Consider the following 23,639-nt stretch of genomic DNA (forward strand, 5'->3'; position numbering starts at 1 on the left):
TGGAAACGGAGATGAACGTTCAGAGACTATTGAAAGCACCTGTAAGATGGTGCGAGTAAACCGGATTTAGTATCCGGGGCACGAGACAAAATCATACGGCTGATTTTGATGATAGAGTCCGATCTCATGTGAAAGCATGAGAGTCAGGCAGAAATGACCTGACCCCTCTTAATGGAGGAGTAACAACTTGCGTGGCGCACAAATGATCATGCTTGCCGACTGGCATCCTGACATTATTGAATTCATTATTTCCAAAATGCAGAATCCCCGTATCCTGCGTTACCTGATTGAAAATACAAATGATGAAACAATTAAGAAATACGCCCAGGAAAAGCTGAAGTTCAAGCCGCTTACACAGGACGAAGAAGCCATGTATCAGAGCATCGTCAATTACAAGCAGATTCCGGGCTACGGCGGATTTAACGAGAAAATCATTAAAGACGCTGAAGTGAAGCTTGCAGTCGGCGGAACTTATACAGTTCACAATTCCGAATTCCTTACAGGAGCCAACATCTCTGTCACGCTGACAAAGGATTTCATGGATGCTGTTGAAAAGGATGCCGATTACGAGCTGCGCTTCCCTGATGTTGAAAGCTACAATGCAGAGGAAATGAAGGCTTACAATGAAGACTGGCATAACCACGGTGATGTACGCGAGTGGGAAAAACTCGGCTACAAAGTGCGCACATACCGTACGATCAAGGCGAAAGAACTTTGGAACCTGATCAACATCTGCGCAACATACTCTGCAGAGCCGGGCATTTTCTTCATTGATAACGCCAATGACATGACAAACGCTAAAGCATATGGACAGAAGGTAGTTGCAACGAATCCTTGCGGGGAACAGCCTCTCGCACCATATTCTGTCTGCAACCTTGCTGCCGTAAATCTTGCAGAAATGGCAGACAAAGAAACGAAAACAGTTAATTTCGAAAAACTGAAAAGAACGGTTGAAGTCGGTGTTCGCATGCAGGATAACGTAATCGATGCAACGCCGTACTTCCTTGACGAAAATAAAAAACAGGCACTAGGCGAACGCCGTGTAGGTCTTGGTGTTATGGGACTTCACGACCTTCTGATCTACTGTGAAACACAGTACGGTTCTGAAGAAGGCAACGAGCTGATTGACAAAGTCTTTGAAACAATCGCTGTCACGGCTTATAAAGCATCTGTAGAGCTTGCAAAAGAAAAAGGCAGCTTCCCGTTCTTGACTGGCGAAACGGCTGAAGAAACGAACAGACTGCGCCAGGCATTTACTGAGACCGGCTTTATGAGCAAAATGCCGACTGATATCCGGGAAGATATCAAAGAATACGGTATCCGCAATTCACACTTGCTGACTGTTGCTCCCACGGGATCCACTGGAACGATGGTCGGAGTTTCAACCGGACTTGAACCATACTTCTCCTTCTCTTACTACAGAAGCGGAAGACTTGGCAAATTCATTGAAGTAAAAGCAGATATCGTACAGGAGTATCTGGATAAAAATCCTGATGCAGATCCGGAGAATCTTCCGGAATGGTTTATCTCAGCTATGGAACTGAGTGCAGAAGCGCATGCAGATGCACAATGCGTCATCCAGCGCTGGATTGACAGTTCAATCAGCAAAACGGTTAACGCTCCTAGAGGATATACGGTGGACCAGGTCCAAAAAGTGTATGAGCGTCTATATAAAGGCGGAGCAAAAGGCGGAACAGTCTACGTTGACGGAAGCCGGGACACTCAGGTCCTTACATTAAAAGCGGAGGAGAATACCTTCTCTGAAACAGAAGAAGCACCGAAAGAAAAAGGCAAAGTTGTTCTTGTGGATACAATCCAGGCTTTGCGCTCGACAAATGTAACAATCGGAAACGAAGTGGGCAATACATGCCCTGTATGCCGCGAAGGTACAGTTGAAGACATTGGCGGTTGCAACACATGCACAAGCTGCGGTGCACAGCTGAAGTGCGGATTATAAGAAACGGAAGAGCCGGGACATCCGGCTCTTTTCTTGTGCTTCTCCCGCAAGCTTTCTTGTCATGACCTGCAAACTAGTGTACACTTGTAATGATTTCCTATGTTTTGAACGTTTTTTTGGAGGGGACCGCATGCCAACACCAAGTATGGAAGATTATATTGAACAAATCTACATTTTAATAGAAGAAAAAGGATATGCCCGTGTTTCAGATATCGCGGAAGCATTATCCGTTCATCCCTCCTCAGTGACAAAGATGGTCCAAAAACTAGACAAAGATGAATATCTCATATACGAAAAATACCGTGGACTTATTTTGACGCCTAAGGGCAAGAAGATCGGAATAGCGCCTTGTCTACCGTCACGAGCTGCTTGAGCAGTTCATGCGTTTGATCGGCGTGGATGAAGAAAAGATTTACAACGATGTTGAAGGCATTGAGCATCACCTCAGCTGGAATGCCATTGACCGTATTGGAGATCTCGTGCAATTTTTTGAAAGTGATGAAGCGCGTGTAGATACCCTGCGTGCAATCCAAAAACAAAATGAACAGGATAATGAGTCCTGAAAAAACGAAAGCAGCTGCTTTCGTTTTTTTCTTGCGCAAAATTGGAAAAGGTCTATTTCCTCGGCCTTCATCTTACACTATAAGGATAGGATAGGATAGGATAGGAGAAGAGGGGAGGAGCTTCTGTGTACATTGATGGTGTCTTCTCTGGCGGCGGCATAAAAGGGTTTGCGCTGATTGGAGCCTATCAGGCAATTGAACAGCGAGGGCTGCAGTTTGTAAGAGTGGCAGGCACCAGCGCGGGTTCGATTGTGGCATCCTTTATCGCAGCAGGATACAAAAGTGATGAAATTATCCGAATGATGGACGATATGGAGCTTGGAAAGTTTCTTGAGAAAAACCCTTCCATTCTTCCATTTAAATTGATGAAATGGCTTAACCTCTATTGGCGCCTCGGTCTGTACAAAGGCGGGAAGCTTGAGGAATGGATCGCAGCCAGGCTGAAGGAAAGGGGAGTTTCCACCTTTGGTGATTTGAGGCCCGGATCTTTAAAAATTGTAGCCTCTGATCTTACAAACGGCAGGATTATTGTGCTGCCTGATGATCTCCCCAGGTACGGACTTGTTCCCGAGCGGTTTTCAGTTGCCCGCGCTGTGCTGATGAGCTGCAGTCTTCCGTATTTCTTTGAGCCTGTTAAGCTGACGAGTGCTGAAGGGACGAACATAGTGGTAGACGGGGGAGTTTTAAGTAACTTTCCAATCTGGCTTTTCAAGGAAAAGGCGAGGCCTGTAATTGGAATCAAGCTCAGTCCGAGAGATGAAGAAAGGCCGAGGAATCAGATTAAAAATGCGATTGAAATGTACGGAGCGCTGTTTGAAACGATGAAAGATGCCCATGATGCCAGGCATATATCAAGCAGGCATGAGAGAAACATCATTTTTCTTCCGGTAGAAAGCATTCTCACGACAGAATTTGATCTCTCAGAACAAAAAAAACTAGCTCTGATTGAGCTAGGAAGAAGCCGGACGGAACAGTTTCTCAAACGGTGGACTTATTAAGGCGAAAAGAAAAGCAGGTCAGAAAAAAGCCCTGCTTTTCTTTTTGCCTTTTCTGCCTTCAATCACGGTCAGGTGTGAAGCCTGCTTCTTTTTAAGAGCGCTTGTTTTGCTGCTCTTTTTTGGAGCCGACACACTTTTCAAATGGGAGCTGCTCTGATTGCGGTCGCTGAAACGCCTTTTGGACTGTTTAGCAGCTTTGGAATAAGAGGAAGAGTCTTTTCCCATTCTTTGTTTTGTAAAGTAACGGACAACAAAATAGATGATGGCTAGAACAGCAGCAAACACGAGCATTTCTCTGAAGAGGAAGCCAGGCCTGCTGATGAGAGTCACTAAAAACCCGATTCCTCCCAGAGCTAACACAATCATCACAAATGGATTCATTCGATTTTTCATGAGTCCACCTCCCAAGATGAAAATGAGTTAATGAAGTTTTAGCTTATACAATTTGTTCTGTTTTTATACCTTCTTCTGTTTCTTTTTCCAGGCGGAGCATTTCATTGAAGCTTGCAATTGCGACTTCGGTCTGTTCGTTGTCAGGCTCTTTTGTGGTTAAAAGCTGAAGGCATAAGCCCGGGTACCCAAGCCATTTCAGGACAGGCACGTCTCTCAGCTTGTTTGTAAACTGCAGCACTTCAAATGAAATGCCGATCACAACGGGAATTAGGGCAAGTCTGTTCAGAACGCGCACATAAAGCGGTTCAGTCGGAACGAGCATGTAGACAAAAACTCCGACAATCACGGTGAAAAGAAGGAAGCTGCTTCCGCATCTGTAATGAAGGCGGCTGTTGCTCTGAACGTTCTCAACTGTGAGCGGCATACCGTTTTCATAACAGTTAATGACTTTATGCTCTGCCCCGTGATACTGGAATACACGCTTGATCAGCGGAGTAAAGGATATCGCGTAAATATAGGCAAGCAGGAGAATAAGTTTGAAAAGACCTTCAATCAGGATCTGTGACAAATCCGATGAAAAAACAGGTCTTGTAAGCTCTGCAAGAAAAAGCGGGACGAGTGTAAAGATGAATTTTCCGAATAAAAAGGACAGAACCCCAATTGCTGCAACACCGAGTATCATCGTCAGCTTTGATTCTTTTTTCGGCTCGTTCAGCTGCTCGTCATCTTCTGGATCAAGGTCGTACCTGTCTGTTGAAAAGTTGAGATGTTTCGTACCATTTGCGCTTGCTTCTATGATTGCTGCGATCCCGCGGATAAATGGTATTTTTTTAAGGGCTGTCAGTGTGCTGTTTGATTTTCTCGGCAGCCGGAAATAATCAATTTCCTTGTTTTTCCGTCTGATGGCTGTAACGTAGTGATGCTTGCCGCCAAACATGACGCCCTCTACTACTGCTTGCCCGCCATATGCGGGCTTGTTCTGCTTTGACATTTTTCACCAACCTACCTATCTATTCTCTTTTTGAGCGGATTTTAAACAAAACGGAAGAGAATGTTATGTTTATATTCTACATAAAAACAGGATAAACCTCTAGGCAGTTGTATTTTATTCTTCATTTTATGCAGGCCGGAAAGGTTCGATGTGAAAGTACGTATGTAGTATATCCTTTTACCGGCCAGTTAGACATTTTCTGCATCAATTTTCGGGATGACTGTACATACTAGGAGAAGGAGGTGTACATATGACAGATGATTTTCAGTCTAATTCTGCTGGAATGAAAGATGAACAGGATGAAAAGCAGGGCGAGGGTCTCCCGTTTATCGCAAGAGCTATGATTACCGGATTTGCAGGAGGTATTTTCTGGAGTTTAATCGGCTATTTGGCTTATGTGCTGAACATGACAGAAATCAGTCCGAACATGCTGCTGCAGCCGTTTCTGCTTGGTGACTGGAAAAACGGCACGATCGGAAATTTTGCGGGAGTATTGGTCATCGGATTCCTTTCTGTAGGAACGGCACTCGTCTATTACTTAGTTTTAAAAAGGTTTTCGTCTATTTTCGTCGGCATGATATATGGAGCGGCTTTATGGGCGCTTGTCTTTTTCCTCTTGAATCCGATCTTTCCAAACGTCAAAACAGTCTTTGAACTCGAGCGCCTGACAACGGTTACGATGATATGTTTATACATTTTATATGGGGTCTTTATCGGGTATTCCATTTCCTTTGAACAAAATGAGCTTCAATCGAAAAAAAAGGGCAGCGCTTCCACGTAACAATGGAGGTAACGCACAATGAAGTATGGTAGAATGTTCTAAAATGAACATTCTATTTTTTGTCGGCTTTTTATTCATGCGGCTTTTGAGAGCGTTTTTGACGAAAACATCTGTCACATGAAGAAGAGTCCTCATAGTGCTTGGAGGTCGAAAGATGAGACACTATATGGTAATTAACGGCCCAAATCTAAATCGCCTTGGGTTGCGTGAACCTGATATTTATGGAAGCAAAACGCTGACAGATCTTGAGCGTGAGCTGATGGTTTTTGCTGAAAAGCAGGGGTTTCAGGTCACTTGCTTTCAGTCCAATCATGAAGGGGACCTGATTGATGCCATTCATGGATCAGATGGCCACTACGATGGCATTGTGCTGAATCCGGGGGCGTTTACCCACTACAGCTATGCATTGAGAGATGCCATTGCAAGCGTTCCTCTTCCTGTGATTGAAGTGCATATCTCCAATGTTCACAGCCGGGAGCCGTTCAGGCATCAGTCTGTCACTGCGCCGGTCACTGCCGGACAGGTGGTCGGACTCGGATTTCAGGGGTACCAATTTGCCCTGCAGGCAATACATACAAAGATAGGGGAGAAACAGCATGCTGAAGATTGAGAAATTAAGAAAAAGGCTTAAGGAGCTTGATGTTGACGGACTTCTTATTGCAAGCGACTATAACAGACGGTACATGACCGGTTTTACAGGCTCATCGGGTGTCGCGCTCATTTCTCTGTCAGGAGCCGTATTTATCACGGACTTCAGGTATACAGAGCAGGCAGCCAAGCAGGTTGAAGGCTATGACATTGTTCAGCACAAGGGGCCGATTCTTGACGAAGTGGCTGCACAGGCAGAAAAGCTTTCAATCAAGCGTCTTGGCTTTGAACAGGATCATTTATCCTTTGCAACGTATTCCGCTTATGCTTCCAAACTGAAGGGAATTGAGTTTGTTCCGGTGTCTGAGGCGGTGGAAAAGTTACGCTTGATTAAGTCTGCAGCAGAGATTAAGATATTAAAGGAAGCTGCGGAGATCGCCGATGCTGCATTTAAGCATATTCTTACAGTAGTACAGCCCGGCATGAAGGAAATTGAGGTTTCAAACGAACTTGAATTCTTTATGAGAAAGCAGGGCGCTGTTTCTTCATCATTTGATATCATAGTCGCATCCGGCCACAGGTCAGCTCTTCCGCACGGTGTGGCAAGTGAAAAAGAAATTGAAAAGGGCGATTTTGTAACCTTCGACTTTGGAGCATACTACAAAGGATATTGTTCAGATATTACACGCACGATTGCAGTCGGCAATCCAAGTGATGAGCTGAAGAAAATCTATTCCATTGTTCTTGAAGCCCAGCTGCGCGGCATGAATGGTATTAAAGCAGGTATGACCGGAAAAGAAGCTGATGCTTTGACAAGGGATTATATTTCAGAGAACGGCTATGGCGAGTATTTTGGCCATTCAACCGGACACGGCCTTGGAATGGAAGTTCACGAAAGTCCGTCATTATCCGCAAAATCAGAAACGGTTCTTGAGCCGGGCATGATTGTTACAGTAGAGCCGGGAATTTATGTTCCTAAGCTTGGCGGAGTCAGGATCGAGGACGATACAGTGGTTAAGGAAGACGGCAATGAATCTCTGACACACTCCCCTAAAGAGCTTATTATCTTATAAAAAGCTTCCGGAAGGCTAAAAAGTGTTATTTACATAGGAGGAACAAATATGATTTCAGTTAATGATTTTCGTACGGGCTTAACAATCGAGGTAGATAACGGCATTTGGCTCGTTATGGATTTCCAGCATGTAAAACCGGGAAAGGGCGCTGCATTCGTACGCTCTAAACTGCGCAACCTCCGTACTGGAGCTGTTCAGGAAAAAACGTTCCGTGCTGGTGAAAAAGTAGCAAAAGCTCAAATTGAAAACCGCAAAATGCAGTATCTTTATGCAAATGGCGACCAGCATGTGTTCATGGACAATGAGTCTTATGATCAAGTGGAACTGCCTGAAGCTTCAATCGAGTATGAACTTAAATTCCTTAAGGAAAACATGGAAGTATCCATCATGATGTTCGGCAGCGAAACGCTTGGTGTTGAGCTTCCTAACACAGTGGAACTTGAAGTTATCGAAACAGAGCCTGGCATTAAAGGTGATACAGCTTCCGGCGGAACAAAGCCTGCTAAAGTGCAGACAGGACTGATCGTCAACGTCCCGTTCTTCGTTAACGAAGGAGACGTTCTGATTATCAACACAACAGACAGCTCATACGTGTCACGCGCGTAACCAGCATAAAAAAACTCCATCTCATCAGATGGAGTTTTTTTTGTTTATTCATTCATCAAAAATTCTCGGGTGTGTATATTTTTATAAAGTTTTCTTCTTGCAGCTTCAGCGACTAGATCCTCTGTCAGAACAAATCCGCCTTAAAAGTCTAGCCTGGACTTTTCTGTCGCATTCTTATCTGCCTATCGGATCTGTTCAAGGCGCCTGCGCTTTTGTTCCTTCCTCAATCATTGTCTGCGCCTGGAAAGTACGCGGCTCCTGCTCTCTTTTTTTCCCCGCTTTGAAAAGAAGTGCGGCCGGCAATAGTATGTATACGGCAATCCCGATGGCCCACTGCAAATAGTGATAGACCTCATAAGCTTCTATTCCAAATCCCATGACACATCCCCCTTTGTACCTATTATTATAAAGTCTGAAAATTCTGTCAAGAATTCTTTTTGTCTAAACGGCCTTTTTCTCTCATAGACTGGACTATAACTCCGTTTGCGGGCTCCGGTTTCGTTCTTTTGGGAATGGACAAGCGAAAATCCGCAGCTTTGTGATTAGAAGAATAGGGGAGGAAGAAGATGAAGCATTTTCTTGCCGGTCTGGATCCTGCTGTCAGATCCATGGCCCTTTTGAGGCTGCTGTCTGCAAGCATTGAAATGACGGCTGCTGTTTTGATGCTTGTCTTTAATGATGTGCGGAAGGCTGTACTGATCAACTCCATGCTGGCTATTGTCGGGCCGGTCATTTTTATTTTGACAATGACGATCGGCATTTTCCAAATTGCAGAACAGCTGTCTTATGCAAAACTGATTTTCATCTCAATCGGCGTAGCCTTTATCTTAATTGGCGTTTATAAATGAGGTCACAGTCATAATGTGTCCAAGCCTGCATACACATAGGAGTATTAAGAGACTATGCAAGGAGGAAGCCATGTGAATGAGATTACAGCTATGCTTCCTGAGCCGATCAGTCAGCATATACTGGACCTTCCGCAGCATGTGCTGCAGCAAATGGAAGAGATTCGCATCAGAATTTCAAAGCGGGTTGAAGTGACAGCGGCGGGAAAACCTGTTTTCCTGTCATACATCGCTACACATCAGGACGGAATTTCTCTTCTGAGCGAATTGAGCCAGTACAGCATCTACGCACTTGAAGAAGAGCTTAAACGCGGCTTTATCACCATTCAGGGCGGCCATCGTGTAGGGCTTTCGGGGCGGGTCATTACAGAGAACGGACGTGTAAAAGCCATCCGGAATGTCACGTCTTTCAACATTCGTGTGGCGCGTCAAAAACGCGGGATTGCTGACCGGTTCATCCCTTGCTGCTACAGCGGAGAGTGGCTGAATACCATGATTATCGGCCCGCCTCAGACTGGTAAAACGACGATGCTCCGCGACTTTGCACGAATCATGAGTACAGGTCATGGACAGATTCCATCAAGAAAAGTAGGGATTGTAGATGAGCGCTCAGAGATTGCAGGATGCATAAACGGCATCCCCCAGCACGAGTTCGGCGAAAGAGTGGACGTGCTTGATGCATGTCCGAAAGCAGAAGGCATGATGATGATGATCCGCTCTATGAGTCCCGATGTTCTCGTCGTGGATGAGGCGGGGAGAATGGAAGATACAGAAGCGATTCTTGAGGCTGTTCATGCGGGTGTCGGACTGTTTATATCCGTTCACGGATGCTCTCTTGAGGATATTAAAATGCGGCCGACTATTGCTCCTCTATTAAACCATCATGTTTTTAAGAGATTCATAGAGCTGTCAAGAGTGAGCGGCCCCGGAACGGTTCAGAGAGTCATTGATGCACAAGGGCGGATTGTCAGAACGGAAGAAGGTGTCCCGCTATGCTGAAGCTGCTTGGAGCTGTATTTATCCTGCTTGCTACAACATGGGCCGGCTTTGAAACGGCAAAACACATCAGTGAACGCCCTCGCCAGCTGAGACAGCTGAAGGTTGCTCTGCAGGCGCTCGAAGCTGAAATTATGTATGCACATACCCCATTAAAAGAAGCAGCCGCCACCCTTTCAAAGCAAATGCCAAAGCCGCTTTCCTGGTTTTTTGAGGTATTTTCAAAGCGTCTGTCTGCAGGGCATACAAGCGTCAGGGCAGCCTGGGAAAACAGCATGCAGGAAGTGTGGAGGATGACTGCCTTTAAACAGGGAGAGTACGAGATTATGAAGCAGTTTGGCGAAACACTCGGCCAGCATGATCTGATCTCGCAGCAGAAACATATTCGCCTCGCACTTGCCCATCTTGAAAGAGAGGAAGCAGATGCACTCGACAGACAGAGCCGCTATGAAAAGATGCTGAAAAGCCTCGGATTCTTATCTGGTTTATTGCTGGTTATTTTATTGATGTAGCAGTCAGGAGGATTACATGCAATGGGAGTAGATGTAAATATCATTTTTCAAATAGCGGGCATCGGAATTGTCGTCGCTTTTCTTCACACAATCCTTGATCAGATGGGCAAAAAAGAGTATGCGCAATGGGTCACGCTCCTGGGCTTTATTTATATTCTGTTTATGGTGGCTTCCATTGTGGAAGATTTGTTTCAGAAAATTAAATCAGTCTTCCTTTTTCAGGGATAGGGGGGCTCAGCCATTGAAATTATCCAGATTGTCGGACTTGGTTTAGTTGCTACCTTTCTCGCGCTGATTGTAAAAGAACAAAAGCCCACATATGCATTCATGCTCGTGGTTTTTGTCGGCTGCGTCATATTTCTGTTTTTAGTTGACGGCGTTGCTCAGATCATCACCATGATTGAAAAAATTGCGCTCAATGCAAACATCAACATGATGTATGTGGAGACGATCCTGAAAATTATCGGAATTGCCTATATTGCCGAATTTGGCGCACAGATTACAAAGGATGCAGGTCAGGGAGCCATTGCTTCGAAAATTGAGCTTGGCGGAAAAATCATTATTCTTGCGATGGCCGTTCCGATCCTGACTGTCATAATTGAAACCATCATCGGCCTGATACCGGCGTGATGGATAAGGGGTGAGAGTTATTAAAAAGGGAATCGCAGCTGTCTTTTTTCTTTTCTTTTTTTCATTTCCGGCACTTGTACAAGCTTCTCCCCCTCCGCCGCAGCAGGAATTGGTTGATCAGCAGATAGACAAGCTTGGGATCCAGGAAATTAAAACGTTCTGGGACGACATTATGACAGAATACGGAGGGTATCTTCCTGAAAGCCAAAAAGGAAGTCTGCTTCAATTTTTAAACGGTGAGAAAGAATTATCCTTTAAAGAATGGTCAAAAGCTTTCCTTAGCTACATTTTCCATGAAATCATTGCAAACGGAAAACTGCTCGGGACATTGATTATGCTTACGATCTTCAGCATGCTGCTGCAGCTCCTTCAGGACGCGTTCAGTCAGAGCACAGTCAGCAAAGTCGCTTATGCTCTCGTTTACATGGTTTTAATGATCATCGCTCTGAACAGCTTTCATATTGCCATTGAATATACTGTTGAAGCGATCCGGACGATGTCAAGCTTCATACTCGCACTCATTCCGCTTCTTCTTGCTTTGATGGCGGCTTCCGGAGGGCTGATATCAGCCGCCTTTTTTCACCCGGTCATCCTTTTCCTCATGAATACAAGCGGAGTGCTGATTGAGAAAATTGTTCTGCCGCTATTGTTTCTCTCCGCCTTGCTGAGCATTGTCAGCACGCTCACAGATCAGTATAAAGTCACCCAGCTAGCCCAGCTTTTAAGAAACATAGGGATCGGGCTGCTTGGTACGTTCTTGACGGTATTTCTCGGAGTGATTTCCGTTCAGGGGGCATCAGCTGCCGTTTCTGACGGGATGGCCATCCGCACGGCCAAGTTTGTCACAGGAAACTTTATACCTGTCCTCGGGCGGATGTTTACCGATGCAACCGATACGGTCATCAGCGCTTCTGTTCTTCTGAAGAACACAGTGGGCATTCTCGGTGTGGCGATTCTGCTGTTTATCGCCGCTTTCCCGGCGATAAAAGTGCTGACTCTGGCCTTTATTTATAAATTTACAGCTGCACTGCTTCAGCCCCTTGGCGGCGGTCCGATCATCAAATGCCTGGATATCATCAGCAAAAGTGTCATCTATATTTTTGCGGCGCTTGCCATCGTGTCACTGATGTTTTTCCTCAGTCTTACAGTCATTATTGCGGCTGGCAATATAACCATGATGGTTCGTTAGGAGGGAGTCAGCATGTCATTTCTGACAGAGTGGATTGCAAACATTATTCTTTTCATCATGCTGGCTGTCATACTGGATCTGCTTTTGCCGAACTCGGCCATGCAAAAGTACGCCAAAATGGTGATCAGCCTTCTGCTAATCGTGATTATCCTGTCGCCGATCTTTAAGCTCTTGTCCGCCGATATCCCGGCAATGGTCCAGGAAGCCGGCATCGGCAGCTATTCATCTGCAAAAGAAGCAGAAATAAAAAAATCCATAGATTCACAAAAAAAAGAAATACAAGCCTCAAATGATGCATATATTTTAGAAAACATGGCTGTCCAATTAAAAACGCAGGCAAAAGAGGAGCTGGTGAAAAGCTATGATCTAGCGATAAAAGACATCCGTCTATCTGCAGAAGCGCCTTTTGAAAAAATAGAAACCAGTCTGCAGAGCATTGAAGTAACGCTTCAGGCCGGCGCAAAAGAAACCGGAGCCGTTGAAGCCGTACAGCCGGTTGACATCAGCGGTACTAATAGGGGAGAGGAAGATTCCATTGCTTCTGAACCTGAGATTAAAACTTATTTAGCCAGTATCTGGGGAGTCGACCCTGAGAAGATTTCCTTGAAAATGGAAGGAGGGGAGGGCAGCACAGATGAATAGTCCCAAACAAATGCTAGAAAAATTGAAAACACTGCTAAACTCTGAAAACGGCAAAAAACCGAACAAGTACCACTACCTCCTGATCGCGCTTGCGCTTGGCATCGGATTTATGCTCGTAAGCAATCTGTTGTCCGGTCAGACGGCCATGCCTGACGTATCTCAAGTATCCGGGTTGTCTTCTACATCTGCAAAAGACGAAGAAGTGTTTAAACCAGCTGATGAAGGCGGGGGCTCAGGTTCGATCGAGAAATATGAGCAAGAATACGAGAATCAATTAAAAGAAGCGCTTGATTCCATGTCCGGAATAAACAATGCCATGGTCGTTGTCAACGTAGAAGCGACTTCCGAGCAAATTCTTGAGAGAAACAGCGTGAGCCAGAATCAGACAACTGAAGAGACAGATCCTCAGGGCGGCAAGCGGACAGTGGAAGATGGTTCAACAGAAGAATCCGTTGTTATTATCCGAAAGGGAGATCAGGAGACACCCATCATCCTGCAGACGAAAAAACCGGAAATCAGGGGTGTGCTTGTGGTAGCTGAGGGTGCTGACAACATTCAAATAAAAAAATCAATCGTTGAGGCTGTAACGAGAGTGCTTGGAGTTCCAAGCCACCGCGTAGCAGTAGCGGCGAAAAAAGGGAAATAGAGGAGGATTCTTGAATGATGCTGAAAAAACAAACGGTTTGGTTATTGACAATGTTAAGCTTGGTGGTTGTGCTTTCAGTGTACTACATCACGACACCTGAAGAAATCAAAAATGATGTGGCTATGACAGGTGCTGAAAAAGCAGAAAAAGCGGAAGCTGCGAAAGAAGCAAAGAAGGATGGAGAGGCTGAAGTGACAGTTGAAGAAGCAGAAGAAGGAACGGTTGTTTCTGTTTCAAATGATGAACTTTTTGCAACGATACGCATGCAGCTTGAAGATTCCCGAAACGCCAAGAAAGAAAGCCTTGAAGACGTTGTAGCAAGCAAAGAGGCGAGTGCTGCAGAAAAAAGCGCTGCCCGTGATGAAATGAATGCCATTGACGAAGCAGTTGCCAACGAGGAAATCCTTGAGACGTTCATCAAATCAAACGGCTACGATGATGCCCTTGTTAGAATTGAAGGCGAAAAAGTCAAAGTAACAGTAAAAGCGAAAGAAAGTTCGGCTTCAGAAGCCAACAAAATCATCCAGCTAGTCAGCGGCGAGATGAAAGGCATGGAAGATGTAGCTGTTACGCTTGAACCTTCAAATCAATAATCGTAAAACCCCGCGTCCATGGCGCGGGGTTTTGTCTTTTACCTGCCTGTCATTTCAAAATTTTCAATTATCCCTTATAATTGAAAAGAACAGTTTATTTTAAGATCACCGGGGGCGGGCAAGAATACATATTGAATTTAAGGACTCAAATGTCGTAAGATAGACATAGGACTTCGTTTTAGTACTAGGCTATAAGAAAAGCGTAAACAGCCGTTTAGCTCCGGGAGTCAGAAAAGGAATCGGCGGGAAAGGCGCTTTTTGCCTTTTTCGACGATTCTGTTCTGACAGAGGAGCTGGCTGTTGAAGCTGGACAATGCGACAAGCGGAAGCACCCGTTTAGCTCCGGGAGTCAGATAAGAAATCACCCGAAAAGTCCGGGTTTGACTTTTTGGGGGATTTTGTTCTGACAGAGGAGCTGGGTGCTGGAGCTAGACAATGCGAAAAGCGGAAGCACCCGTTTTATCTCCGGCAGTCAGATAAGAAATCACCGGAAAAGTCCGGTTTTGCCTTTTTCGACGATTCTGTTCTGACAGAGGAGCTGGCTGTTGAAGCTGGACAATGCGAAAAGCGGAAGCACCCGTTCAGCTCCGATAGGCAGACAAGAAATCACCCGAAGAGTACGGGTAATGCTTTTTTGGCGTTTTTCTGTCATAGTCCATTATCCTTAAATGAAGCTTTGCCTTGCTTAAAACGCGGAAACACAATCATCAAGAATTTGAATAGGGGTGCCAGCAGATGTTGAAAATACAAGAAATCAGAGAACTGATCAAGCTTGTTGACCAGTCTTCAATCGACGAATTTACGTATGAACATGAAGGATCTAAAATTAAATTAAAGAAACGCATGGAAGAGCTTGAGAAAGCAGCTGTGCAGACAGCTCCTGTACAAGCAGCTCCTCAAATGCCAGCAGTACAGCCGGCTGCGGCTCCTGCAGCCCTTCAGGAAGTAAAAGAAGTGCCAAAGGAAGAAGCGAAGGCTCCTGCCCAGGAAGAAAATCTACATAAAATCACTTCGCCGATGGTCGGCACATTCTATGCAGCCTCATCTCCTGAAACAGACAACTATGTGAGCGTTGGCTCAAAGGTAACAAATGATTCGGTTGTCTGCATCGTGGAAGCGATGAAGCTGTTTAACGAAATTGAAGCAGAAGTAAAAGGCGAGATCGTGGAAATCCTGGCTGAAAATGGACAGCTAGTAGAATACGGACAGCCTTTATTCCTTGTCAGACCAGAGTAAGGAGAGAAACTATGATTAAGAAATTGCTTATAGCAAACAGAGGAGAAATTGCGGTACGGATCATTCGGGCCTGCAAAGAACTGGGTATTGAGACGGTTGCCGTCTTTTCAGAAGCAGACAGAGATTCTTTGCACGTTCAGCTCGCTGATGAAGCTTATTGTGTCGGACCGACAGCTTCAAAAGACAGCTATCTGAATTTCACAAATATCATCAGCGTGGCAAAACTTACAGGTAGTGAAGCCATTCATCCGGGTTACGGATTCCTGGCGGAAAATGCTGATTTTGCAGAGCTGTGCGAAGAGTGCAACATCATCTTCGTCGGACCAAGCGCAGATGCGATTTCTAAAATGGGAACAAAGGACGTTGCCAGGGAAACGATGAGAAAAGCCGGTGTTCCGATTGTTCCGGGATCTCAAGGCATCATCAAGGATACGGGCGATGCTGTTTCACTTGCCAATGACATCGGATACCCTGTCATTATTAAAGCAACGGCAGGCGGAGGCGGAAAAGGAATCCGTGTTGCAAAAACAGAACAGGATCTGATCAAAGGCATCCAAATCACCCAGCAGGAAGCTGCCACTGCATTTGGAAATCCCGGTGTCTATATTGAGAAGTATATCGAGGATTTCAGACACGTGGAGATTCAGGTCATGGCCGACTCTCTCGGCAATGTGATCCATTTAGGAGAAAGAGACTGCTCCATTCAGCGCAGACTTCAAAAACTGGTTGAAGAAACTCCGTCTCCTGCCCTTTCAGCTGAAATGCGCGAGACGATGGGAAGAGCTGCAGTTAAAGCTGCTGAAGCCGTCAATTATACCGGAGCAGGCACAGTCGAATTTATTTTCGATCACATCGAAGATAAGTTTTACTTCATGGAGATGAACACGCGGATTCAGGTTGAGCATCCTGTCACGGAAATGGTCACAGGCATCGACCTGATCAAGGAGCAAATCATGGTTGCTTCAGGCAAAGAACTTTCTGTAAAGCAGGAAGATGTTGTCTTTAACGGCTGGTCAATCGAATGCCGCATCAATGCAGAGAACCCGGAGAAGAATTTTATGCCCTCTCCTGGTAAAATAGAAATGTACTTGCCGCCCGGTGGCCTTGGTGTTAGAGTAGACTCAGCAGCATACCCTGGTTATTCTATTCCTCCTTATTACGACTCCATGATTGCCAAATTGATCACTTATGGAGCAACCCGCGAGGAAGCGATTGCGAGAATGAAACGGGCGCTGAGTGAATTTGTTATCGAGGGGATCTCAACAACGATTCCTTTCCATCAAAAACTGCTTGAACACGAAACGTTTGTTTCCGGAGATTTTAATACGAAGTTCTTAGAAATCCATAAGGTTATGGAATCTTAAAAATACACGGAGGTGCTGACTCTTGAAAGAAAACAGGCTGCTTGAAATGACCCATGAAGAAAATGGTCTCGGCAAAGTTGAAATTGCCCCGGAAGTCATTGAAGTGATTGCCGGAATCGCTGCATCTGAAGTAGAAGGCGTTGCACAAATGCGCGGAAACTTCGCTTCAGGCGTTGTAGAACGCCTCGGCAAGAAAAACCACGGCAAAGGCGTAAAGGTTGATCTTTCTGAAGACGGAATCACAATTGATGTCTACTGCGTCATGATGTTCGGGGTTTCCATTCCGACTGTCGCCCAGCGTATCCAGGACAACACACGCCAGGCGCTGTTCAACATGACCGCTCTTGAAATCAACGAGATAAATATCCATGTAGTCGGAATTCAGTTCGAAACAAAATCACAGGAAATTGAAATCGACCAGGAAATGTAAAGCCAGAGGAGTTCTTCCTTTGGCTTTTTTTCTTAAAAAGTTTGGAAGAAGGATATTTTCGAATGGAGTATCAAATTGTAATGCATACAAACCGAGTGGACTGTAGCGGAAGGCACTTGACTCCTTGTCTAGCTGCAGCGCCCAACTCCTCTGTCAGAACAAAATCCCCCAAAAAGTCAAACCCGGACTTTTCGGGTGATTTCTTATCTGACTCCCGGAGCAAAACGGGCGCTTCCGCTTTTCTTCGGGATGAAGAGGGCACGGGAGACCCCGCAAGCGAAGCGAAGAGGCTCCAGGCGCTCCCCGCGGAAAGCAAGTGACTGGAGCGAAAGGGAACGGGTATTACTTCAGGCAGCCATTTAATAAATTGCCATATTCCAGACTGAATAGAGCGAAGATTCCACAAACTACGAATGTTTTAAAGAGAAGGCAGTTTTTTATTCGTTATTTGGCCGAAAAACAACAACTGCAGTGTGCTTCTGTCCGTAAAATATGGTATGATCGTTCTATGACATTTCGACATTTTTGTACATAAAGGAGCAAGTAAGAATGAAACGAAGATTAGCAAGAGAAAAAGCACTTCAGGCACTCTTTCAGATAGACGTAAGCGAGATTGATCCAAAGGAAGCTATGAATCATGCCCTGGACGGAGAACAGATGGATGAATTCATGACGGCACTCGTTCTTGGGACAGTGGAACATACAGAAGAAATTGATGAGCAAATTAAGCCTCACCTCGTAAACTGGAAGCTTGAACGGCTTGCAAACGTTGACCGCTCTGTTCTTCGTTTAGCTGTTTTTGAAATGATGTTTATGGAGGAAATTCCTCTTAACGTTACCCTTGACGAAGCCATCGAACTCGCCAAAACGTTCGGGGATGATCAATCGCCGAAATTTATCAACGGAGTCCTCTCAAACATTAAATCAGCACTCGACAGATAACACTGTCAAACACCACCTGAGGAGGAACAAAACAATGACAGCTTCAATCATCAGCGGAAAAGAATTGGCACAGGAAAAACGCAGACAGCTTGCCGAGGAAGTAAAAGGATTAAAAGAACAGGGAATTACTCCTGGATTAACGATTATTCTTGTCGGTGACAACCCCGCATCTCTTTCCTATATTAAAGGGAAACAGAAAGCGTCCGAAGAAATCGGGGTTGCTTTTAAACTTGAACATTTTTCAGAAAAGATGACGGAAGAAGAACTGCTTAATGTGATTGATACCTACAATGAGGACGACAGCTGCCATGGCATACTTGTACAGCTGCCTCTGCCTGAGCACATCAGCGAAAAAGCAGTCATTGAAAAAATTTCTCCTGAAAAGGACGTTGACGGATTCCATCCTCTTAATGTCGGACAAATGATGGTCGGACAGGACACTTTTCTTCCATGTACCCCTGCAGGAATCGTGGAAATGATTAAATCTGCCGGGATTGAAATTTCAGGAAAGCATGTCGTTGTTGTCGGAAGAAGCAACATTGTCGGAAAACCTGCCGGCATCCTGCTGCTTAATGAGCATGCGACAGTAACGTACTGCCATTCAAGAACGCCAAACTTAAAAGAAATGACCCGTCAGGCAGATATTCTGATTGCTGCTGTTGGAAAAGCGAACTTCATTACAGGAGACCATCTTAAAGAAGGCGCAGCTGTCATTGATGTCGGAGTCAACAGACTGGACACCGGAAAGCTGTGCGGAGATGTTGTCTTTGAGGATGCAATGAACAAAGCCAGCCATATTACTCCTGTTCCAGGCGGCGTTGGTCCGATGACAATCACTATGCTTGCGCATAACGTTGTAAAATCAGCCAAAAAATCTGCTGTTAAACAGCCTTCCAAGTAAGATAAAGGAGTTCAGGCGGATGAGTGAAATCAAACATGTGACGGTAACCGCCCTCACAAAATACATCAAGCGGAAGTTTGATGCCGATCCGCATTTAAAGGATATTTGGGTCAAAGGCGAGCTTTCCAACTTTAAAATGCACAGCCGCGGCCACATGTATTTCACATTGAAGGATGAGGGAGCGCGTATTGCGGCTGTTATGTTTGCAGGCCAGAACGCTTCCTTAAAATTCATGCCGGAAAACGGGATGAAGGTGCTGCTGCGCTGTGAAATTTCCGTGTACGAACCAAGCGGAAATTATCAGGTCTATGTAAAAGAAATGCAGCCTGACGGCATCGGAAGTCTGTATCTTGCTTATGAAGAGCTGAAAAAGAAGCTTGAAAAGGAAGGGCTTTTTGACGAAAGGCACAAACAGCCGATCCCGAAATATCCTTCTGAAATAGGTGTCATTACATCACCTACAGGCGCTGCTGTGCGTGATATTTTAACAACAATCAAACGCCGCTACCCGTCTGCAAAGGTAATCATTATTCCTGCCCTTGTACAGGGAATAAACGCAGGTCCGTCTGTTGTGAAAGCAATCCGGCAGGCAAACAGCCTAGGAACACTTGATGTGATTATTGCAGGCAGGGGCGGAGGTTCCATAGAAGAACTTTGGGCGTTCAACGAAGAAATCGTCGCGCGTGAAGTATTCAGCTCAAAAGTGCCGATTATCTCGGCTGTCGGACATGAGACGGATTACACAATTGCCGATTTTGTCGCTGATTTGCGCGCGCCGACGCCGACAGGTGCTGCGGAGCTTGCTGTTCCCCATTATGCAGATCTTCTTGAGAGAACGGCAAACAAAAAGACCAGGCTTTTGAGAGCGATGCAGGAAAAGCTTACGGCGAAGAAAGAGCAGCTTGCCTATTACCAGAAATCATATGCGTTTAAATACCCGAAGCAGCTGTATCAGCAAAAAGAGCAGCAGCTTGATGTTCTCGTTGAATCCCTGCAAAAGGAGAGCATCCGCAACATCCAGATGAAAAAAGAACGGTTTGCAGCATTGAGCAGCCGTTTGCTCAGGGTTCATCCGGATGAAAAGATCAGCCGCGAAAAAGAACGCCACCAGCAGCTTGTCAAAAAAATGACGCGTGATATGTCTGTGCTTCTGAAACAAAAACAGGCTGCGTTCGGGGCAATGGCTGCAAATCTTAATGCACTCAGCCCCCTTAAAATCATGGACCGGGGCTACAGTATTGCTTATAAAGATGACAGGCTCGTAAAAAGCATTTCGCAGGTGAAAAAAGGCGACGGTCTGAACATTCATCTGCAGGACGGACAAGTCATCTGCCAAGTTACAGGAGTGGAGGAGCGAAAGTCACATGAGTGAAAAAAAAGAGGTTACGTTTGAACAGGCTATGGAAGAGCTTGAGGAAATTGTGGAAAAGCTTGAAGAAGGCGATGTTCCGCTGGAAAAAGCGATTGCCTACTTTCAGGACGGCATGAAGCTGTCAAAGCTTTGCCACGATAAGCTTCAATCGGTTGAAAAGCAAATGGACCTTATTCTCCGCGAAGACGGGGAGCTTGCGCCGTTTGACCTTCAGGAGGAAGAATGATGAACCTCAGCCAGTTTCTTTCTTCGAGAAAAGAAATGATTGAAGCAAGGCTGCCTGAGTACATCAGCAGCCTTCATGCTCCCGCTGTTATTAAAGAGGCAATGTCCTATTCCCTGACAGCAGGAGGCAAGCGTCTGCGTCCCGCGCTGGTTCTCGCGGTTCTCAGAGCTTTCGGAAAAGAAGAAGAAATGGGCATTCCTGCTGCATGCGCGGTTGAAATGATCCATACTTATTCTCTCATTCATGATGACCTCCCGGCGATGGACAATGATGATTTGCGAAGAGGCAAACCGACAAACCATAAAGTGTTTGGCGAAGCAATGGCGATTCTTGCGGGTGACGGTCTATTGACACACAGCTTCGGCGTCATATCAGACCAGCAGGACATATCTGCAGAAATGCGTCTGTCTTTAATCAGTGAACTTGTGCGCGCATCGGGTGCAGAAGGGATGGTTGGAGGGCAGGTCGCTGATATGCAGGGTGAGGGGAAAACTCTTTCCCTTACGGAGCTCGAATACATACATGAGCATAAAACAGCAAAGCTTCTTGGCTTTTCCATCATGGCAGGAGCAATCCTTGCAGAAGCAGAAGCGGATGAAAAAGAAATGCTCAGAACGTTTTCCTATCATTTAGGTATCGCTTTTCAAATCCAGGATGATATTCTGGATATTGAAGGACAGCAGGCCAAGATCGGCAAGCCTGTCGGTTCAGATGAAGGAAATCAAAAAACAACCTATCCTGCTCTTCTCACCCTCGAGGGAGCAAAAGAAAAGCTTGCAGGCCATATTGCACAAGCAAAAGGCATCCTTTCAGAAATGAAGATAGATTCGTCTCTTCTAGAGGAGCTTTGCGATCTGATTGCTTCAAGAGACCATTAAAAAACGCGACGCCAGGTCGCGTTTTTTTATTGGAAAAGGGATAATAAATTATATAAGGCTACCGCATGAAAAAGATAACCTCGTCCAGCGCCCAGATCCTCTGTCAGAACAAATCCGGCAAAAAAGGCGGGACCCGGACTTTTCTGCCGGATTCTTATCTGCCTGTCGGAGCGGGTCTTGGCGCTTCCGCTTTTGTTATAAACCTACGTCAAATTGAGGTTTTTCATACGGTATGGTATACTATCACCATATTTTATACATATCTTAAGCAGACAGCGCGGTAAAGACTGCAAATAAAGCGATAATTAAACAATGGCGCCGTTATCACTTGCTGTGTTAGCGGCTCTTTTTTAGCAAAAGACCTTGAAAATGAACTGAAAGCGAGTGATCCATTTGGATCTATTATCCATTAAAGACCCGTCCTTCCTTAAGAAGCTTTCAAACCCTGAACTAGAACAGCTGGGTGCGGAAATCCGCAAATTTTTGATTGAAAAGCTTTCTGTAACAGGAGGGCACATCGGACCGAATTTAGGTGTGGTTGAATTGACAATTGCCTTACATAAAATCTTCGACAGTCCGAATGATAAATTTCTGTGGGACGTTGGCCATCAGTCTTATGTACATAAAATTCTGACAGGCCGTGCGTGCGAATTCGATACAATCAGACAGTACCAGGGATTGTGCGGATTCCCAAAACGCAACGAAAGCGAACATGACGTCTGGGAAACCGGCCACAGCTCGACTTCTCTTTCTGCTGCTATGGGAATGGCAATTGCAAGAGACTTAAAAGGCACAAAGGATCACATTGTGCCGATTATCGGAGATGGGGCGCTGACAGGCGGAATGGCACTTGAGGCCCTGAATCATATCGGTCATGAGCAAAAGGACATGATCATCATCTTGAATGACAACGAAATGTCCATCGCGCCAAACGTCGGTGCTCTGCACAACGTTCTTGGAAAGCTTCGGACAGCAGGAAAATATCAATGGGTGAAAGATGAACTCGAATATATCCTGAAGAAGATCCCTGCTGTAGGCGGCAAGCTTGCTTCCACTGCAGAACGCGTGAAAGACAGTCTTAAATACATGCTTGTATCAGGCATCTTTTTCGAGGAGCTCGGCATTACTTATCTAGGTCCTGTCGACGGACATAACTATGATGACCTTTTTGAAAATCTGCAGTATGCGAAGAAGACGAAAGGTCCTGTGCTGCTGCACGTCATTACGAAAAAAGGGAAGGGCTATCAGCCTGCTGAAACCGATAAAATCGGCACTTGGCACGGAACAGGGCCGTATAAAATTGAAACAGGCGACTTTGTGAAAGGGGAGGCAGCCGGTCCGGCATGGAGCGCTTTAGTCAGTGAAACAGTGCGCAAACTTGCCCGGGAAGACAAGCGGATTGTTGCCGTTACTCCTGCCATGCCTGTCGGCTCCAAGCTTGAGAAGTTCGCAGCGGAATTTCCTGACCGCATGTTTGATGTGGGCATCGCCGAACAGCATGCAACGACAATGGCCGCGGGTCTTGCAGCCCAGGATATGAAGCCTTTTCTTGCCATTTACTCAACGTTCCTACAAAGAGCGTACGATCAGGTCGTGCATGATATTTGCCGCCAGAATTTGAACGTTTTCATCGGGATCGACCGCTCAGGCCTGGTTGGTGCAGACGGCGAAACGCATCAGGGTGTTTTTGACATTGCTTTCCTGAGACACTTGCCGAACATTGTCCTGATGATGCCGAAAGATGAGAATGAAGGCCAGCACATGGTTAATACGGCCATCAAATACAATGACGGGCCGATTGCCCTGAGATATCCGCGCGGAAACGGCATCGGAGTCAAGATGGACGCCGAACTGAAGGAGATTCCAATAGGCACATGGGAAGTGATCAGACCTGGAACCGATGCTGTGATCCTGACCTTTGGAACGACCATTGAAATGGCGCTTGAAGCTGCTGAAAGCCTCGCCAATAAAGACCTTTCTGTAAGAGTGGTCAACGCAAGGTTCATCAAACCTCTTGATGAGAGCATGCTGTCAGAGATTTTTGAAGAAAAGCTTCCTGTTCTTACTATAGAAGAAGCTGTCCTTCAAGGAGGATTCGGCAGTGCCGTTCTGGAATTCGCGCAGGAAAACGGCTATTCAGATGCTGTCATTGACAGAATGGGAATCCCGGATCGTTTTATCGAACACGGGAGTGTAGGCAAGCTGCTTGATGAGATCGGGATGACAGCGGCGCATGCAGAAGACCGGATCATCAGCATTTCAAAAGAGAAAGAGAAAAGGGTTTAAT

The 23,639-nt window shown here is 45.6% G+C and carries 27 protein-coding genes and 2 pseudogenes; 25 read left to right on the top strand and 4 right to left on the bottom strand.

The annotated features are described in order from the left end of the window. Window positions 1–190: 190 nt before the first annotated feature. From RKD52_RS07485 to RKD52_RS07495, 3 genes and pseudogenes are all read left to right on the top strand, one after another. Window positions 191–1,957, top strand: a pseudogene (locus tag RKD52_RS07485) (vitamin B12-dependent ribonucleotide reductase); the annotation flags it as partial. 130 nt (window positions 1,958–2,087) lie between these two features. Beyond that, window positions 2,088–2,520: pseudogene (gene mntR, locus RKD52_RS07490) on the top strand (transcriptional regulator MntR). Window positions 2,521–2,645: 125 nt separating this feature from the next. Continuing rightward, window positions 2,646–3,518, top strand: a complete 873-nt coding sequence (locus tag RKD52_RS07495; protein ID WP_454099223.1) for a patatin-like phospholipase family protein — start codon at window positions 2,646–2,648, stop codon at window positions 3,516–3,518. 18 nt (window positions 3,519–3,536) lie between these two features. On the opposite strand, the gene RKD52_RS07500 is transcribed toward RKD52_RS07495, so the two are convergent. Together RKD52_RS07500 and RKD52_RS07505 are read right to left on the bottom strand one after the other, a co-directional pair. After that, on the bottom strand, window positions 3,537–3,911 hold the full coding sequence (locus RKD52_RS07500) for an SA1362 family protein (protein WP_203288043.1): 375 nt from the start codon (window positions 3,909–3,911) through the stop codon (window positions 3,537–3,539). Between the two features lie 43 nt (window positions 3,912–3,954). Further along, complete coding sequence (locus tag RKD52_RS07505) at window positions 3,955–4,902, bottom strand: DUF1385 domain-containing protein (RefSeq protein ID WP_454099224.1); 948 nt, start codon at window positions 4,900–4,902, stop codon at window positions 3,955–3,957. A gap of 250 nt (window positions 4,903–5,152) precedes the next feature. Here RKD52_RS07505 and RKD52_RS07510 point away from each other — a divergent pair, with 250 nt between their 5' ends. The 4 genes from RKD52_RS07510 to efp all read left to right on the top strand — a co-directional run bounded on the left by RKD52_RS07510 (window position 5,153) and on the right by efp (window position 7,950). After that, window positions 5,153–5,683 carry a YqhR family membrane protein gene (locus RKD52_RS07510; protein ID WP_454099225.1) on the top strand — a complete coding sequence of 177 codons (531 nt, stop codon included), beginning with the start codon at window positions 5,153–5,155 and terminating at the stop codon, window positions 5,681–5,683. A gap of 154 nt (window positions 5,684–5,837) precedes the next feature. Next, window positions 5,838–6,293, top strand: a complete 456-nt coding sequence (aroQ, locus tag RKD52_RS07515; protein WP_369735833.1) for a type II 3-dehydroquinate dehydratase — start codon at window positions 5,838–5,840, stop codon at window positions 6,291–6,293. Then, window positions 6,280–7,344 (top strand): M24 family metallopeptidase, encoded by a 1,065-nt coding sequence (locus RKD52_RS07520; RefSeq protein ID WP_454099226.1) that lies wholly within the window; start codon window positions 6,280–6,282, stop codon window positions 7,342–7,344. Before aroQ ends, RKD52_RS07520 begins: the two co-directional genes overlap by 14 nt. 48 nt (window positions 7,345–7,392) lie before the next feature. Beyond that, a complete protein-coding gene (gene efp / locus RKD52_RS07525; RefSeq protein WP_454099227.1) occupies window positions 7,393–7,950 on the top strand; it encodes an elongation factor P in 558 nt (185 codons plus the stop codon). A gap of 195 nt (window positions 7,951–8,145) precedes the next feature. Here the strand turns inward: efp and RKD52_RS07530 are convergent, their stop codons facing one another. Further along, window positions 8,146–8,328 carry a hypothetical protein gene (locus RKD52_RS07530; RefSeq protein WP_369735831.1) on the bottom strand — a complete coding sequence of 61 codons (183 nt, stop codon included), beginning with the start codon at window positions 8,326–8,328 and terminating at the stop codon, window positions 8,146–8,148. A 188-nt stretch (window positions 8,329–8,516) separates the two neighbouring features. Between RKD52_RS07530 and RKD52_RS07535 the strand changes: the two genes are divergently transcribed. From RKD52_RS07535 to RKD52_RS07575, 9 genes are all read left to right on the top strand, one after another. After that, window positions 8,517–8,798, top strand: a complete 282-nt coding sequence (locus tag RKD52_RS07535) for a YqhV family protein (protein ID WP_035207096.1) — start codon at window positions 8,517–8,519, stop codon at window positions 8,796–8,798. A 72-nt stretch (window positions 8,799–8,870) separates the two neighbouring features. After that, complete coding sequence (gene spoIIIAA, locus RKD52_RS07540; RefSeq protein WP_454099228.1) at window positions 8,871–9,794, top strand: stage III sporulation protein AA; 924 nt, start codon at window positions 8,871–8,873, stop codon at window positions 9,792–9,794. Beyond that, entirely contained in the window at window positions 9,788–10,303 is a 516-nt protein-coding gene (gene spoIIIAB, locus RKD52_RS07545) for a stage III sporulation protein SpoIIIAB (RefSeq protein ID WP_369735829.1), read from the top strand. The genes spoIIIAA and spoIIIAB overlap by 7 nt, the downstream gene beginning before the upstream one ends. A 21-nt stretch (window positions 10,304–10,324) precedes the next feature. Beyond that, window positions 10,325–10,531, top strand: a complete 207-nt coding sequence (gene spoIIIAC / locus RKD52_RS07550; protein WP_029279768.1) for a stage III sporulation protein AC — start codon at window positions 10,325–10,327, stop codon at window positions 10,529–10,531. Between the two features lie 12 nt (window positions 10,532–10,543). Continuing rightward, on the top strand, window positions 10,544–10,933 hold the full coding sequence (gene spoIIIAD / locus RKD52_RS07555) for a stage III sporulation protein AD (RefSeq protein WP_454101162.1): 390 nt from the start codon (window positions 10,544–10,546) through the stop codon (window positions 10,931–10,933). 10 nt (window positions 10,934–10,943) lie between these two features. Then, window positions 10,944–12,122, top strand: a complete 1,179-nt coding sequence (gene spoIIIAE / locus RKD52_RS07560) for a stage III sporulation protein AE (protein WP_035207086.1) — start codon at window positions 10,944–10,946, stop codon at window positions 12,120–12,122. A 12-nt stretch (window positions 12,123–12,134) separates the two neighbouring features. Beyond that, the gene (spoIIIAF, locus tag RKD52_RS07565; RefSeq protein ID WP_454099229.1) at window positions 12,135–12,764 is read left to right on the top strand and encodes a stage III sporulation protein AF; all 630 of its coding nucleotides are present in this window, start codon (window positions 12,135–12,137) and stop codon (window positions 12,762–12,764) included. Then, window positions 12,757–13,410 (top strand): stage III sporulation protein AG, encoded by a 654-nt coding sequence (gene spoIIIAG, locus RKD52_RS07570; protein WP_454099230.1) that lies wholly within the window; start codon window positions 12,757–12,759, stop codon window positions 13,408–13,410. The genes spoIIIAF and spoIIIAG overlap by 8 nt, the downstream gene beginning before the upstream one ends. 17 nt (window positions 13,411–13,427) lie before the next feature. Further along, on the top strand, window positions 13,428–14,003 hold the full coding sequence (locus RKD52_RS07575; RefSeq protein ID WP_454101163.1) for a SpoIIIAH-like family protein: 576 nt from the start codon (window positions 13,428–13,430) through the stop codon (window positions 14,001–14,003). A gap of 484 nt (window positions 14,004–14,487) precedes the next feature. On the opposite strand, the gene RKD52_RS07580 is transcribed toward RKD52_RS07575, so the two are convergent. Then, complete coding sequence (locus RKD52_RS07580; protein WP_454099231.1) at window positions 14,488–14,655, bottom strand: hypothetical protein; 168 nt, start codon at window positions 14,653–14,655, stop codon at window positions 14,488–14,490. A gap of 83 nt (window positions 14,656–14,738) precedes the next feature. Here RKD52_RS07580 and accB point away from each other — a divergent pair, with 83 nt between their 5' ends. From accB to dxs, 9 genes are all read left to right on the top strand, one after another. Beyond that, on the top strand, window positions 14,739–15,239 hold the full coding sequence (accB, locus tag RKD52_RS07585) for an acetyl-CoA carboxylase biotin carboxyl carrier protein (RefSeq protein ID WP_454099232.1): 501 nt from the start codon (window positions 14,739–14,741) through the stop codon (window positions 15,237–15,239). Between the two features lie 11 nt (window positions 15,240–15,250). Next, window positions 15,251–16,603: an acetyl-CoA carboxylase biotin carboxylase subunit gene (gene accC, locus RKD52_RS07590; protein WP_454099233.1), complete on the top strand. Its 1,353-nt coding sequence runs from the start codon at window positions 15,251–15,253 to the stop codon at window positions 16,601–16,603. Window positions 16,604–16,625: 22 nt separating this feature from the next. Next, window positions 16,626–17,033, top strand: coding sequence for an Asp23/Gls24 family envelope stress response protein (locus RKD52_RS07595; RefSeq protein WP_454099234.1), 408 nt, complete (start codon window positions 16,626–16,628; stop codon window positions 17,031–17,033). A 549-nt stretch (window positions 17,034–17,582) separates the two neighbouring features. Beyond that, the gene (gene nusB, locus RKD52_RS07600) at window positions 17,583–17,975 is read left to right on the top strand and encodes a transcription antitermination factor NusB (protein ID WP_454099235.1); all 393 of its coding nucleotides are present in this window, start codon (window positions 17,583–17,585) and stop codon (window positions 17,973–17,975) included. 34 nt (window positions 17,976–18,009) lie between these two features. Then, the gene (gene folD / locus RKD52_RS07605; protein ID WP_454099236.1) at window positions 18,010–18,876 is read left to right on the top strand and encodes a bifunctional methylenetetrahydrofolate dehydrogenase/methenyltetrahydrofolate cyclohydrolase FolD; all 867 of its coding nucleotides are present in this window, start codon (window positions 18,010–18,012) and stop codon (window positions 18,874–18,876) included. 19 nt (window positions 18,877–18,895) lie between these two features. Next, a complete protein-coding gene (gene xseA / locus RKD52_RS07610; protein WP_454099237.1) occupies window positions 18,896–20,248 on the top strand; it encodes an exodeoxyribonuclease VII large subunit in 1,353 nt (450 codons plus the stop codon). Next, on the top strand, window positions 20,241–20,474 hold the full coding sequence (locus RKD52_RS07615) for an exodeoxyribonuclease VII small subunit (protein ID WP_282032901.1): 234 nt from the start codon (window positions 20,241–20,243) through the stop codon (window positions 20,472–20,474). Before xseA ends, RKD52_RS07615 begins: the two co-directional genes overlap by 8 nt. Then, window positions 20,471–21,352 carry a polyprenyl synthetase family protein gene (locus RKD52_RS07620; protein ID WP_454099238.1) on the top strand — a complete coding sequence of 294 codons (882 nt, stop codon included), beginning with the start codon at window positions 20,471–20,473 and terminating at the stop codon, window positions 21,350–21,352. Before RKD52_RS07615 ends, RKD52_RS07620 begins: the two co-directional genes overlap by 4 nt. A 393-nt stretch (window positions 21,353–21,745) precedes the next feature. Continuing rightward, window positions 21,746–23,638: a 1-deoxy-D-xylulose-5-phosphate synthase gene (gene dxs, locus RKD52_RS07625; RefSeq protein WP_454099239.1), complete on the top strand. Its 1,893-nt coding sequence runs from the start codon at window positions 21,746–21,748 to the stop codon at window positions 23,636–23,638. The last annotated feature ends 1 nt before the right edge of the window (window position 23,639 follow it).

The sequence above is a fragment of the Metabacillus sp. SLBN-84 genome, assembly GCF_053629595.1.

Excerpts from the sequence above, each read along its gene's own strand:
- RKD52_RS07530 (WP_369735831.1), bottom strand. The coding sequence starts at position 8,328 with ATGGGATTTGGAATAGAAGCTTATGAGGTCTATCACTATTTGCAGTGG.
- folD (WP_454099236.1), top strand. The coding sequence starts at position 18,010 with ATGACAGCTTCAATCATCAGCGGAAAAGAATTGGCACAGGAAAAACGC.
- efp (WP_454099227.1), top strand. The coding sequence starts at position 7,393 with ATGATTTCAGTTAATGATTTTCGTACGGGCTTAACAATCGAGGTAGAT.
- accC (WP_454099233.1), top strand. The coding sequence starts at position 15,251 with ATGATTAAGAAATTGCTTATAGCAAACAGAGGAGAAATTGCGGTACGG.
- spoIIIAB (WP_369735829.1), top strand. The coding sequence starts at position 9,788 with ATGCTGAAGCTGCTTGGAGCTGTATTTATCCTGCTTGCTACAACATGG.
- RKD52_RS07520 (WP_454099226.1), top strand. The coding sequence starts at position 6,280 with ATGCTGAAGATTGAGAAATTAAGAAAAAGGCTTAAGGAGCTTGATGTT.
- spoIIIAF (WP_454099229.1), top strand. The coding sequence starts at position 12,135 with ATGTCATTTCTGACAGAGTGGATTGCAAACATTATTCTTTTCATCATG.
- RKD52_RS07535 (WP_035207096.1), top strand. The coding sequence starts at position 8,517 with ATGAAGCATTTTCTTGCCGGTCTGGATCCTGCTGTCAGATCCATGGCC.
- RKD52_RS07500 (WP_203288043.1), bottom strand. The coding sequence starts at position 3,911 with ATGAAAAATCGAATGAATCCATTTGTGATGATTGTGTTAGCTCTGGGA.
- spoIIIAC (WP_029279768.1), top strand. The coding sequence starts at position 10,325 with ATGGGAGTAGATGTAAATATCATTTTTCAAATAGCGGGCATCGGAATT.
- accB (WP_454099232.1), top strand. The coding sequence starts at position 14,739 with ATGTTGAAAATACAAGAAATCAGAGAACTGATCAAGCTTGTTGACCAG.
- RKD52_RS07575 (WP_454101163.1), top strand. The coding sequence starts at position 13,428 with ATGCTGAAAAAACAAACGGTTTGGTTATTGACAATGTTAAGCTTGGTG.
- RKD52_RS07620 (WP_454099238.1), top strand. The coding sequence starts at position 20,471 with ATGATGAACCTCAGCCAGTTTCTTTCTTCGAGAAAAGAAATGATTGAA.
- xseA (WP_454099237.1), top strand. The coding sequence starts at position 18,896 with ATGAGTGAAATCAAACATGTGACGGTAACCGCCCTCACAAAATACATC.
- RKD52_RS07505 (WP_454099224.1), bottom strand. The coding sequence starts at position 4,902 with ATGTCAAAGCAGAACAAGCCCGCATATGGCGGGCAAGCAGTAGTAGAG.
- aroQ (WP_369735833.1), top strand. The coding sequence starts at position 5,838 with ATGAGACACTATATGGTAATTAACGGCCCAAATCTAAATCGCCTTGGG.
- spoIIIAG (WP_454099230.1), top strand. The coding sequence starts at position 12,757 with ATGAATAGTCCCAAACAAATGCTAGAAAAATTGAAAACACTGCTAAAC.
- RKD52_RS07510 (WP_454099225.1), top strand. The coding sequence starts at position 5,153 with ATGACAGATGATTTTCAGTCTAATTCTGCTGGAATGAAAGATGAACAG.
- nusB (WP_454099235.1), top strand. The coding sequence starts at position 17,583 with ATGAAACGAAGATTAGCAAGAGAAAAAGCACTTCAGGCACTCTTTCAG.
- RKD52_RS07615 (WP_282032901.1), top strand. The coding sequence starts at position 20,241 with ATGAGTGAAAAAAAAGAGGTTACGTTTGAACAGGCTATGGAAGAGCTT.
- RKD52_RS07580 (WP_454099231.1), bottom strand. The coding sequence starts at position 14,655 with ATGACAGAAAAACGCCAAAAAAGCATTACCCGTACTCTTCGGGTGATT.